10 protein-coding genes and 3 tRNA genes are annotated in these 13,002 nt (G+C 34.1%); 8 read left to right on the forward strand and 5 right to left on the reverse strand.

Annotation, left to right across the window (positions count from 1 at the left end; genetic code table 11):
- Positions 1 to 95: 95 nt before the first annotated feature.
- The 3 genes from dnaA to Q4A91_RS03925 all read right to left on the reverse strand — a co-directional run bounded on the left by dnaA (position 96) and on the right by Q4A91_RS03925 (position 3,686).
- Entirely contained in the window at positions 96 to 1,457 is a 1,362-nt protein-coding gene (dnaA, locus tag Q4A91_RS03915; protein ID WP_303207530.1) for a chromosomal replication initiator protein DnaA, read from the reverse strand.
- A gap of 216 nt (positions 1,458 to 1,673) precedes the next feature.
- Positions 1,674 to 2,432 (reverse strand): ParB/RepB/Spo0J family partition protein, encoded by a 759-nt coding sequence (locus Q4A91_RS03920; RefSeq protein ID WP_303207532.1) that lies wholly within the window; start codon positions 2,430 to 2,432, stop codon positions 1,674 to 1,676.
- Between the two features lie 57 nt (positions 2,433 to 2,489).
- Positions 2,490 to 3,686 carry a S1C family serine protease gene (locus tag Q4A91_RS03925; protein WP_303207534.1) on the reverse strand — a complete coding sequence of 399 codons (1,197 nt, stop codon included), beginning with the start codon at positions 3,684 to 3,686 and terminating at the stop codon, positions 2,490 to 2,492.
- A 185-nt stretch (positions 3,687 to 3,871) separates the two neighbouring features.
- Here Q4A91_RS03925 and rlmH point away from each other — a divergent pair, with 185 nt between their 5' ends.
- From rlmH to Q4A91_RS03960, 7 genes are all read left to right on the forward strand, one after another.
- A complete protein-coding gene (gene rlmH / locus Q4A91_RS03930; protein ID WP_303207536.1) occupies positions 3,872 to 4,351 on the forward strand; it encodes a 23S rRNA (pseudouridine(1915)-N(3))-methyltransferase RlmH in 480 nt (159 codons plus the stop codon).
- Between the two features lie 43 nt (positions 4,352 to 4,394).
- Positions 4,395 to 4,468, forward strand: a tRNA-Arg gene (locus Q4A91_RS03935).
- Positions 4,469 to 4,632: 164 nt separating this feature from the next.
- Entirely contained in the window at positions 4,633 to 4,758 is a 126-nt protein-coding gene (comC, locus tag Q4A91_RS03940; protein WP_303207537.1) for a competence-stimulating peptide ComC, read from the forward strand.
- 20 nt (positions 4,759 to 4,778) lie between these two features.
- Positions 4,779 to 6,098, forward strand: coding sequence for a competence system sensor histidine kinase ComD (comD, locus tag Q4A91_RS03945; RefSeq protein ID WP_049490808.1), 1,320 nt, complete (start codon positions 4,779 to 4,781; stop codon positions 6,096 to 6,098).
- Positions 6,095 to 6,847, forward strand: a complete 753-nt coding sequence (gene comE / locus Q4A91_RS03950; RefSeq protein WP_000866079.1) for a competence system response regulator transcription factor ComE — start codon at positions 6,095 to 6,097, stop codon at positions 6,845 to 6,847. Before comD ends, comE begins: the two co-directional genes overlap by 4 nt.
- A 51-nt stretch (positions 6,848 to 6,898) precedes the next feature.
- A tRNA-Glu gene (locus Q4A91_RS03955) sits at positions 6,899 to 6,970 on the forward strand.
- A gap of 5 nt (positions 6,971 to 6,975) precedes the next feature.
- Positions 6,976 to 7,049: transfer RNA gene (locus tag Q4A91_RS03960), tRNA-Asn, on the forward strand.
- Between the two features lie 37 nt (positions 7,050 to 7,086).
- Here Q4A91_RS03960 and Q4A91_RS03965 read toward each other — a convergent pair.
- Positions 7,087 to 7,629 carry a TetR/AcrR family transcriptional regulator gene (locus tag Q4A91_RS03965; RefSeq protein WP_303207538.1) on the reverse strand — a complete coding sequence of 181 codons (543 nt, stop codon included), beginning with the start codon at positions 7,627 to 7,629 and terminating at the stop codon, positions 7,087 to 7,089.
- Between the two features lie 129 nt (positions 7,630 to 7,758).
- On the opposite strand from Q4A91_RS03965, the gene Q4A91_RS03970 reads away from it, so the two are divergent.
- On the forward strand, positions 7,759 to 10,413 hold the full coding sequence (locus Q4A91_RS03970) for a YhgE/Pip domain-containing protein (protein ID WP_303207540.1): 2,655 nt from the start codon (positions 7,759 to 7,761) through the stop codon (positions 10,411 to 10,413).
- Positions 10,414 to 10,434: 21 nt separating this feature from the next.
- Here Q4A91_RS03970 and Q4A91_RS03975 read toward each other — a convergent pair whose 3' ends face one another.
- A complete protein-coding gene (locus Q4A91_RS03975; protein WP_303207542.1) occupies positions 10,435 to 12,987 on the reverse strand; it encodes a YfhO family protein in 2,553 nt (850 codons plus the stop codon).
- Positions 12,988 to 13,002 lie beyond the last annotated feature (15 nt).

The raw sequence follows: 13,002 nt of genomic DNA on the forward strand, positions 1-13,002 counted from the left end.
TGTGGAAAACTGGGTGCTATTTAGTAAACTTAAGATTCTAAGCTTGTTTAAAAGATGTGGATAAAAAAGATAAGAAAGGAAAAGTTATCCACAAGCTACTTAATTTTCTTTTTGATTGCTTCTATTTCTAAACGTAAATTATCGTCTTCGTCAATCAATGATTTGATTTTAGCATGGGCATGAATAACGGTGGTGTGATCCTTTCCGCCAAATTCTTTTCCGATTTTCGGAAGACTGTTATCTGTCAGTTCTCTAGCTAGATACATGGCAACCTGACGTGCCAAAACGATGTTTTGAACTCGTCTCGTACCTTTCATTTCTTTAACACTCACTCCATAAAAATTACCAACTTCAGTTTGGATTTTCTCAATTGGAATAACAAGTATCTGGCGAGCGTCTTGCTTACGTGCTCTAATTGCTTCTGCAGCAATATCAATAGTAATATCCTTAATCTTCTTCACTCTGGCAATTAAAGTGATATCGTTGATTGCTCCTTCCAATTCTCGAACATTTGAATCAAATTGGCCAGCCAAGTATTCCAGAGTATCACTTTGGAAATGGTAATCCAAGTGCTCTGTTTTACTTTGAAGAATGGCGATACGTGTCTCAAAGTCAGGAGGAGTGATATTTTGCGTCAATCCCCAGCTAAAGCGTGTGACAAGTCTCTCTTCAAGTCCTTCTAGGTGTTTAGGACTTCGATCACTGGTTAGGACAATCTGTTTCTGCTTATCATGAAGAGCATTGAAGGTATTGAAAAATTCTTCCTGGGTCGCGACTTTTTTGCCACTGAGAGATTGGATATCATCGATCAATAAGAGATCAAGGCTACGGTAAGTTTTTTTGAACTTTTCCATTTCCCCAAGTCGCAAGTGTTCAAGAAAGTCATTGATAAAGCTTTCGGCAGGAATGTACTTGACACGCGCATCAGGAATATTTTTCAAAATCTCATTTCCAATCGCATTGAGCAAGTGAGTCTTTCCAAGACCAGGTCCTCCATAGATGAAAAGAGGATTATAAGTCAGAGCTAAATCTTCAGATACAGCTAGTGCAGCAGACACCGCCCAAACATTCCCATCACCTTGAATAAAGTTATCAAAGGTATATTTTTCTTTTAACCCTGTTTCGGAATAGGGAATCGTTGGTAGTGCAGGTGTGTAATCGTAAGTAGAGACACTATTCGTATCATTTACTTGAGGAGATTCTGTACTCTGAGGTTTAGTGAAAATATAGTGAGGTTTGATTTCAGAATCATAAATTTCAAAACCAGCAGCAACAATAATATCTTTTAATTGCTTTTCCCACACCATTTCCATCTCTGATCTCGGTAGAAATATAGTAGCTGTGTTTTCTTCTACTTTGATGAGTTCAGCAGGTGTAGCATAGAAATCATACATAGATCGTGTCAATCTTTCTTGAGCAAATTCTAAAATACTATTCCAAAATTGCTTTTCTTTCAACTAATTTTCCTCCTTTACTATGATTTTAGTAGTTTAGTGCTAGACTTATTTTACCATAGATAGTAGGATTTTTCCACAGATTGGGGGAAAGAATCCACAATGTTAGCAGTATTTATCCACAGGTTGGGGATAAATAGGAAAATCCTTGATTTAATAGGGTTATTGATAAAAAAATTGGTGGATAAATTTGTGAGTTGAGAAAATAAAAGAACAGCCTTATTTCAGGCTGTTAATAATTCTATCGTATTCTTCTTGACTTGAAAAGGAGATAATAATCTTTCCAGTATCTTTTTTTGAAAGTTTAATTTCTACACTTAAACCGAGTAGTTTTTTTAATTTATCTTCTTCGTCTTTGATGAAAGAATCACTTTTTTTTTGCTTCTTGTGTTTTTTCTCTGTAAGAAGTGCTTCTAACTTTCTCACAGAGATGTCTTCATTTTTAATTAGTTGAAAGAAATAGTCTTGCTGCTCCTTATTCAAACCAACTAGTGAACGTGCATGCGCTTGAGAAATTTTTCCATTTTCTACTTCAGTTAAGATATATTCTGGTAGGGAAAGTAAACGAATAAAATTAGTGATATAAGGACGAGATTTCCCCATTTTATCCGCTATCTCAGTGTGAGTAAATCCTTTTTCTACTAAAGATTCGTAGGCGCGTGCTTCTTCAACAGGATTTAAATTTTCTCTCTGCAAATTCTCAATGATTGACTGGATCATCATTTCCTGATCTGAGAGGTGCTTTACAACGGCTGGAATAGAAGTCAGACCAGCCAAGAGAGAAGCCCGATATCGTCTCTCTCCTGCAAGGATTTCATAACCAATTACAGGAGATTGACGAACAATGATTGGTTGGATGAGCCCATTTCCTTTGATTGATTGAGCTAATTCCTTTATTTTATCTGCATCAAATTCTTTCCGAGGTTGGTAAGGATTCTTTTGTATTTCAGAGATAGAAATCATTTCAAATTTTTCCATGATTCTACACTAACATATCTTTTACTTTCTGTAAAGTTTTCTTTACACTTATGTCAATTAAGACTCTAAATCACCAGAATTCTTATCTAGTTTAATTGAGGTTGTTTCTTCTTTACCGTTACGGTAGTAGGTTACTTTGATAGTATCTCCGATAGCATGATTGTAAAGAGCATGTTGCAGGTCTGTTGATGAGGCAATCTCTTTGTCGTCAACTTTGGTAATGACATCATATTTTTGAAGATGTCCATTTGCTGGCATATTGTTTTGAACAGATCGAACAACTACACCTGAAGTGAGGCCACTTGGAATGTTAAGTTTTCTAAGATCACTAGCTCCAACATTTGACAGATTGACCATTTGAATTCCAAGAGCTGGACGAGTCACTTTACCATCACTTTCAAGCTGTTTAATGATATTTTGTGCATCGTTTGAAGGAATTGCAAAACCAAGACCTTCTACAGATGTTCCACCATTACTTGCAATTTTACTTGATGTAATCCCAATTACTTGTCCTCGAATGTTTACAAGTGGACCACCAGAGTTACCAGGGTTAATGGCTGTATCTGTTTGAATGGCTTTTGTTGAAATAGCTTGACCATCTTCAGATTTTAGAGAAACATTTCGATTAAGGCTTGAAATAATCCCCTGTGTAACTGTGTTAGCATATTCTGAACCTAGAGGACTACCGATAGCAATCGCTGTTTCTCCAACACTAAGTTGACTTGAATCCCCAAATTCTGCTACTGTTGTAACTTTTTCTGAAGAAATTTTAACGACAGCAATATCAGAGAAGGTATCAGATCCGACAATTTCACCAGGAACCTTGGTACCATCAGCCAAGCGTATATCAACTTTTGAAGCTCCATTGATAACGTGAGTATTAGTTACAAGATAGGCATCTTTATCATCCTTTTTATAGATAACACCTGACCCCTCACTTGCGATTTGTTGATTGTCTGAATCAGAATTAGTGTCGTCAGCATTAAATACACTACTTTGTCTACTGCTAGAAGAAGAATAAGTAATGATTGAGACAACAGCATCCTTAACTTTATTTACTGCTTGAGTGGTTGAATTTTCATTCTTATAGGATGTTTGAGTGACAGTGCCAGAATTATTATTTGTAGCTTGATTTCCTTGTTTTTGATAAAGTTGTAATGTTACGAAACTTCCTAAGGCACCACTTAAAAATCCGATTAGAATGATTACTAGAACTTTAACTCCTTTTTTGTAAAATTTTTGTAAGTGTTTCATAAACGCCTCCGTTTGTTATTTATTTACTCAGATTATAAACCTATTAACTTAATCCAAACTTAAAAGTTTAAAGTTTTACACAAGTTGTGGATAACTCACTTTGTTCTGTGAATTCACTAGTAATTTTTGATGATTTTTGTGTGTATAAGATGTGAAATGAAGTGTGGATATGATAGAATAGAAGAATGAAAATAAAAATTGTAACAGTAGGAAAATTAAAAGAAAAATACCTTAAAGATGGAATTGCTGAATATACCAAACGAATTTCACGTTTCGCCAAATTAGAAATGATTGAGCTCACTGATGAGAAGACACCTGACAAAGCCAGTGAATTAGAAAATCAAAAAATCTTGGAAATAGAAGGTGAAAGAATTCTTTCTAAGGTTGGAGAAAGAGACTTTGTCGTTGTTCTAGCCATTGAAGGAAAAACACTCTCCTCAGAGGAATTTAGTAAGCAACTGGAGCAAGCTTCTATCAAAGGATACTCAACGCTTACTTTTATCATTGGAGGAAGTTTGGGTCTAGCTCCTGTTGTAAAAAATAGGGCCAATCTTTCTGTCAGTTTTGGACGTCTGACATTACCACATCAGTTAATGAGATTGGTTTTAGTTGAACAAATTTACCGTGCTTTTACAATTCAGCAGGGTTCTCCTTACCATAAATAGAAGATTGACTTAGCTCTTGTTTTTTGATAGAATGGTCATGTTAGGTCTCATAGCTCAGCTGGATAGAGCATTCGCCTTCTAAGCGAACGGTCGCAGGTTCGAATCCTGCTGGGATCAATTTTAGATGCGAAGCTGGGATTTATCCCAGCTTTTTTCTTAAAAAAGTGCGTTTCAGGTGCAAAAATGTACAGTTGGGAAGAATTTTTTCTTACATGGTCTTCATTTTGTATAATAGGTGTGTAAGTTAACTTACAAGAAAAAATAATACAGGAGATTTCATTATGAAAAATAAAGTAAAGTTGAAACAATTTAAAGAAGTAACAGAGGCAGAATTGCAGGAGATTCGAGGTGGAGATTGGAGAATTTCAGAAACAATTCGTAATCTTATTTTTCCAAGAAGAAAGTAATGAAATAAAGGTAGAGAGTAATGGATTTATTTGGATTAGGGATAGCTATTTTTTATTTTCTCATCATTAGCAAAAGTTATGAATGGATTTGTAAAATAAATAGAAAAGAACAAATTGTTTTTTTCTGTTACACATGTATCTCAGTTTTTATACTTGAAGAAATTATTACACTAGTATTTTCTAATAGTTTTGCTTTGTCTAAATTTTTATTTCCTTTGGTTGTGTACCTTTATTTAAGAAAGTTAAAGAAGTCTGAAAAATACAAAGCTATTTTTATTAGTTTACTACTGTCTTTATTATATCACAGTACTCATACTTTTATATCCGTAACCTTATCTTCTATAACAGGAGATGAAGTAGTATTACACTATAAAAGTACATTTCTTTTAGTAGTATTGTTGATGACTTATTTTTCTATTCTAATAATAATTCGTTATTTTCATCTGGATATTAAATATTTTGATAAAGATTATCTGTACCCTTTTTTAAAAAAAGTAATAGTTGCTTTCTTTGGTTTGCATATCTTATTATTTATTTCAGATATAGTAAGTACAACTCATCATTTAAATAGCTTCGGAAGTATTTTATCAACCATTGTTTTTATTTGCTTGTTATTGATTTTCTTTGCAATGAATTCTCACAAGGTTCAAATTGAAAAAGAGATTGCTCTAAAACAAAAGAAATTTGAACAAAAACATTTACAGACTTATACTGATGAAATTGTGGAGTTATATAATGAAATTCGCGGTTTTCGTCATGACTATGCAGGGATGCTTGTTAGCATGCAAATGGCGATTGACAGTGGAGATTTACAAGAAATTAACAGGGTTTACAATGAAGTCTTAGTAAAAGCAAATCAGAAATTGAGGTCAGAAAAATATACTTACTTTGATTTAAATAATATAGAAGACTCTGCTTTACGAAGTTTAATTGCTCAATCGATTGTCTATGCACGAAAAAATGATGTAGAGTTTACATTGGAAGTAAAGGATATCATTACTAGACTGTCAATAGATTTACTTGATCTTGTTCGTATCATGAGCATTTTATTAAATAATGCTGTTGAAGGTGCTGCAGATAGTTATTTGAAACAAATGGAAGTTGCAGTCATTAAAATGGATTTTGAAACAGTTATAGTTATCCAGAATTCATGCAAAATCACTATGACGCCTTCAGAGGATCTATTTGCCTTAGGTTTCTCTACCAAGGGAAGAAATAGAGGTCTAGGACTTAATAATGTCAAAGAGATTTTAGATAAGTATGACAACATTATCTTAGAAACAGAGATGGAAGACAACACATTTAGACAAATTATTAGATTTAAGAGGGAATTCGAATGAAAGTATTAATTTTAGAAGATGTTATTGAACATCAAGTGAGACTAGAGAGAATATTAAATGAAATCTCGGAAGAATCGAATATTCCTATTTCATATAAGACAACAGGAAAAGTTCGTGAATTTAAGGAATATATCGAAAATGATGAAGTAAACCAGCTTTATTTCCTAGATATTGATATTCATGGAATCGAGAAAAAAGGCTTTGAAGTGGCTCAATTTATCCGTCATCACAATCCTTATGCTATTATTGTCTTTATTACCAGTCGATCTGAATTTGCTACCTTAACGTACAAATACCAGGTATCAGCCCTAGATTTTGTTGATAAAGATATCAATGATGAATTGTTCAAAAAACGCATCGAGCAGAGTATTTTTTACACTAAGAGCATGCTGCTTGAAAACGAAGATGTTGTAGACTATTTTGATTACAACTATAAAGGAAATGATTTGAAAATTCCTTACCATGACATTTTGTATATCGAAACCACAGGAGTTTCTCATAAACTTCGGATTATTGGTAAGAATTTTGCAAAAGAATTCTATGGAACTATGACAGATATTCAGGAAAAGGACAAACATACCCAGCGATTTTATTGCTCCCATAAATCTTTCCTTGTCAATGTGGGAAATGTGAGAGAGATTGATCGAAAGAATTTAGAAGTTGTCTTTTATGAAGATCATCGTTGTCCGATTACTCGTTTAAAAGTCCGCAAACTAAAAGATATTCTAGAGAAAAAATCTAAAAAGTGATTGACAATTAGTAAGAAATTGATATAATGGTTATATCTGCTACAGATAGATGGTCCGTTGGTCAAGGGGTTAAGACACCGCCTTTTCACGGCGGTAACACGGGTTCGAATCCCGTACGGACTATTTTATCCGCCATAGCTCAGTTGGTAGTAGCGCATGACTGTTAATCATGATGTCGTAGGTTCGAGTCCTACTGGCGGAGTCAGATAAAAAGAACACCATTGGTGTTCTTTTTATTCTTAGTTTGCATCACCTAACATTTTCATAAGGAAGTCTGTCATTTCTTGCGGACTTTCTTTTTTTCCATGAGCAATCCAAGTCTGGCAAACACCAAATAGGGCATTTGTTAGATAAATACTACTGTATTCTAATTCTATTGGAGTGAGTTGTAATTTCATAAAGCGTTTCTGAAGGTCAGTGCTAAGCATAATATGAAGCTTATTTCTCAAGAAATTTTGGATTTCTTTTGTCCCATTTTCAGATAATAGTGCAGCCAAGAGTGGCTCAGACTCTAAATATTCAAATACTTCTAAAATAGCATCTCTTTTATGATGAGCATGTTTTTGGAAAATATACTCAAAGGTATGAAATAGCTTACTTTGGTAATGTTCAATCATATCATACTTATCCTTGTAGTGAGTGTAAAAGCTGGAACGACTAATTCCGGCTTTTTCTGCTAACTTGACAGTAGAAATTTGATCAAAGGGTTGGTCCATCAATAATTGAACCATAGCATTTTCGATAATTCGTTTTGTTTTTAAACGTTTGTTACTTTCTTTCATAATTCCTTCTTGTAAACAAAAATAGACTATGTGTCTAAAAAAATATTTTTTCACCTTGTAATTTAGATTTTTTGATGTATAATCTATTATATCAAAATTTTAGACAATATGTGTAAAAAAGGAGGAAACATGTTTAAAGAATGGAAAGCAATATTTAAAAAACCGACCTTTATCATTGTAATGATAGGGATTTCTCTCATTCCAGCTTTATACAACATTATATTTTTATCGTCCATGTGGGATCCATATGGTCAAGTATCGGAGTTACCTGTGGCAGTTGTCAATAAAGATAAGGAAGCTTCTTATAATGGACAGACAATGAGAATTGGTGAAGACATGGTGTCTAATTTAAAAGAAAATAAGGCTTTAGATTTTCACTTTGTTAATGAAGAGGAAGGGGAAAAAGGGCTAAAAGATGGTGACTACTACATGGTAGTAACTTTACCAAGTGACTTATCTGAAAAAGCCACTTCTATCCTAACGAATCATCCTGAACAGATGCAAATTGATTATCAGACGTCAAGTGGGCATAGCTTTATTGCAAGTAAGATGAGTGATTCTGCAATGACACAATTAAAACAAACCGTCTCTACTAATGTTACTGAAACGTACACTAAGGCTTTATTTCAAAAAATGAATGATTTGAAGTCTGGAATAAATAAGGCAGCTGAAGGAAGTGAACAATTGGCTAATGGAGCCGATCAGTTGGTGACGGGAAGTCAAACATTGACGACAAATCTTAATACTCTAGCTAATTCAACTGTAACTTTTTCAAATGGAGCGGATCAATTTACAAAAGGCTTATCTCGCTATGTGTCTGCTATAGAGCAATTACATATTGGTTTAGGAACTTTTAATAGTGGTTTACAAAGTTATACAAATGCTGTCTCACAAGTTGACACTGGACTTGGTCAATTAGCTTCAAAAACTCCTGAGTTGGTGACAGGTGTAAATCAGCTAAATACAGGTATAAAGTCCTATACAGGTGGCGTTTCACAACTGGATACAGGTCTCAATCAATTTTCAGTTGGTGTAAATGCTTATGCAAGTAGTGTGAAAGAACTTTCTAACGGAACAAGTCAATTATCCAATCAATCAGATACACTAAGAGATGGAATGGAGCAATTAAATACTGGTATTAAAGAAATTTCAAGCCAATTAGAGTCCTCATCTCAACAAAGTGAAGAAATAGCGCAATTGGCAACAAGCCTAGGAGAACTGAATAAAACACTACAAGCTCTTACAATATCAGATAATACTCAGCTGAAAAGTACATTGTCAGAAGCTTTGCCAAATCTAACAACTCTTGCTCAGGATATTGTGACCAAAAGTCAGACAGAACAAGAGAAAACTATTGCTAACCTCCAATCAACAGCTACTTATCAATCTCTTACAGAGGAACAAAAGAAAGAACTGACAGAAGCTATTTCTAAAAATTCTAATTCTACTATTGAGTCAGCAAAAACAATTTTAACAACAGTAGGGGGATTAAAAGAAAGTATAGAGAATTCAGAACAACAAGTAACTAATCTATCTGATGTACAGACGAAAGCAAATCAACTCTTACCTGTAGCATCTAGCTCCTTGACAACCTTGTCAAATGGATTTACAACATTACAAACTTCTGTAAATAATCAGTTAGTTCCTGGAAGTCAGTCAATTGAAAAAGGAGTTGTAAACTATACTAAAGGACTGGATACTATTTCTATTGGTGCTAATCAACTAAGTGAAAAGAATACAAGTTTAACAACTAGTCTAGATAAATTAGTTTCTGGATCAAGTAAGTTGACAGAAAATACATCAACCTTGACAGCTAGAGTAGATGCGTTAGCTGGAAAAGCTCCAGAATTAGTATCAGGTATAGAAAGTTTGTCATCTGGTTCTGCTCAATTGAATAATAAGAGTCCAGAGCTGATAGCAGGTATTACTAAATTACAATTTGGCTCTGGTCAATTAACAGATAAATCAACACAGTTACTTTCTGCAGCATCTCAACTAGGAAGTGGCGCTATGAAGATTGCAGATGGTGCTGGAAAACTAGCAGATGGTGGAACAACCTTAACCTCTAGTCTTGAAGATTTACAAACAGGAGTTGATTCATTAGGACAAGGATTAGGCAATGCTAATAATCAACTCAAATCAGCTTCGACAGAATCTAAAAATGCAGAAACATTATCTGAACCTCTAGTTCTCTCAAAAACAGACAACGACCAAGTTCCTGTGAATGGGATTGCCATGGCTCCTTATATGATATCAGTTGCTCTTTTTGTTGCTGCTATATCTACCAATATGATTTTTGCTAAGTTGCCTTCTGGACGTCATCCAGAGAGCCGTTGGGCTTGGTTGAAGTCTCGTTCTGAAATAAATGGGATTATAGCTGTCTTAGCAGGTGTTTTAGTTTATGGAGGTGTCCATCTTATTGGATTGACTGCGAACCATGAGATGAGGACCTTGATTCTAATTATAATCACAAGTTTAGCTTTCATGTCTATGGTGACAGCTTTAACAACTTGGAATAGCCGTATTGGAGCTTTCTTCTCTCTTATTTTACTTTTATTACAGTTAGCATCAAGTGCAGGGACCTATCCCCTTGCTTTGACAAATGATTTCTTCAAAGGTGTCAATCCTTGGTTACCAATGAGTTATTCTGTATCAGGCTTACGACAAACAATCTCTATGACAGGAAATATTCATCATCAAGTGATTTTCCTTATTATAACTCTAGCTTTCTTTACTGCTTTAGGCATGCTAGCTTACCAACCTAAGAAAATGGAAGAAGATTAAAAAGATTGGCCAAGAAATTGGTCAATCTTTTTCTGTCTTAGATAAATTTCGTCTGTGATTATAGATCCCAAGAAGAAGAAGGGCAGTTAGTGAGCAGGCTGCTCCAATAACAAAACCATTGGGGATAAAGGAAAGTGTAATGGTGTCTTTTCCTTTTGGAACATCAACTTTCATAAAACCAGTCTGAGTCTGCTTGATTTCAAGTTTTTTCCCATCTTGGTATGCAGACCAACCTTTGTCATAAGGAATAGTGAAGAAAATAGAGGTATCTTGTTTTACTTCATATGTAGCAAAGACTTTATTTTTAGAGGTGGATACTTCTACAGGTTGTTCTTTTATCTTTTGGATTGCTTCAGTAAGAGCCTGAGTATCTAAACGATAGAAGGTTGGAGATTCAAATGACACCTGAGAATTTCCAGGGAAACTAACACTGATATTGAAAGTTTGTTGTTTTTCAGTATAACCCAAATTAAAGAAATTAAATGCATTGTCAGTTGTAAAAGTCTTCTTTTCTCCATTGACAATGATGTCAACTTTCTTTTGCTTATCGTTTGTAAAATGAAGATTTGAAAAAGAGAGATAGACTTGACTATTTTGAGGAACCTCAATTTGATAATCAATCTTTGCATCTTCATTCGCAGAACCTGTGATGCTGGTTAAACCATCTGAAGTGTCTGTTTTATCAGATGTTATTTGGGAGAAGTAATCTAAGTTGAGATTAGCGAGCTGGTTTATAAATAAAGCCTGATTATCTAGAGTGTGATTGTTAAAGTTTACATCTTTGTAAATAGATTGAGTGGCAAAGGCAATAGGTAAAGAGAGTTGATTTTTATATAAGGTTAAATGATCCTTTTGATAAATCTCTTGAAAGCCATACTTATCAAGTGAAGTTTCAGAAATATTGTACTGGATTCCAAATAAACTGTCTGCTAAAAGACTGTTATTTGCATAACGGAGATTAAGGTTGGTTCCAGAGGATTTGAATCCCAGTTTATCCAAACTAGTGCTAGCTGAACGATTTCGTACAGACGAGAATTGAGAGATTCCATTGTAGTTAAATTTCATACTGTCATTTCCAGTCTGAATTTGCAGTTTTTCAGTACGTGTAAATGGATTGTCAATTTGGTTTAGAATGGATTCCATAGCAGTGATATCTCTATTATAGGCGCTACGAGAAGCAAAGGCCCATTCTTTAGCTATTCCTTCCATTTGAGATGATGCATTTAAGCTTATCTCAGCTGTTATAAATAAAGATAAAAGGATTGCAAATAGATTTACAGAGATAAATTTTCTAATGATTGCAAGAAGTAAAAGAGCATAAACTAGTAGAAATTCAAGAGTGAGTAGGATATTCAAATCAGTTAAAAAAGAATAGTGTGATTTAAAATAGACAGTGGCCAAAAATCCTGTTAGTACAAGAAAAAGTGAGACAAATAGATTCCAGAGCTTCAGTTCTTTCAGACGATTTAAGACTTCTGCTGCAGTATAAATTAACAGAGTGGAAAAAATCCAAGCATAGCGATGCAAAAACATATTTGGGGTATGCATCCCTTGCCAAAATAAATCAAGTGCTTCTATGTAAAAGCTTGTTATTAAAAAAGTAAAGAAAATTGCATAGGTAAGTTTCACGTGAAACTTTATGGATTTTATTGTGAAAAATAGAATGGTTAAAATAAAGGGAAACAATCCAACAAAAATCATTGGTATAGATCCATATTTAGTTGTATCAAAAGATCCAATGAATTGTTTTGCAAAAATATCCAAATACCAGCTACTATCTGTCTTTAATTTTGTGATGGCAGTCAACTTCTCTCCATGAGTTTGTAAATCAAACAGTGTAGGAAGAGTCATAATCAAACTAGCCATTCCAGCTAAAAAGGAGGTAACAACAAAATCAAGAAAAGATGATTTTCGAGTTTTAAAGTCCCAAGAAATTTGGCAGAGATACCAGAAAATAAGAAACAATGCTGTCATGTACCCAAAATAATAATTTTGAATAAATAAGATTGACAAACTTGTAAAGTATAGTAGGCGCTTCTTTTGTGTTATAAGTAGGTGTAAACCAGTTATAATTAAAGGAATCAAGATAAAAACATCTAGCCAGGTTTTAATCTCTAACTGACTGACAGTGAAGCTCATTAAAGCATAGGAAGTAGATAAGGCAAGTTTTAAAAATTTTGGGATATCTTTAAATAATCTATTTAGACTAAAGAAGGTTGACAGACCAATCAATCCAAATTTTAAGAGAGTGGTCAGATAGACAGCATCTGGCATATTCGACAGATTAAAAAAGTAAACCAGGGGTGAAAGAAAACTACCCAAGTAATAACTAGATAGAGCATAGAAATTCAGTCCGAGGCCACTTGTAAAGGTGTAAAACAAACTGCCATTTCCATGTAAAATATTTCGTAAAGCTACATCAAAAATAACGTATTGATGGAAACCGTCTCCTAATAGTGGAGATGCATCGCTATTCCAGTAGATACCTTGAGTTAGGTATACTACAGTCATAATTACTAAAGGAATGATGAAAGAAACAAAATAGGTCCAATATGTTTTAAAAAATGATTTCATGTTACCTCGTAGAAT

The sequence above is a fragment of the Streptococcus sp. genome (assembly GCF_030528045.1).
In the GTDB taxonomy this organism is placed as follows: Bacteria; Bacillota; Bacilli; order Lactobacillales; family Streptococcaceae; genus Streptococcus.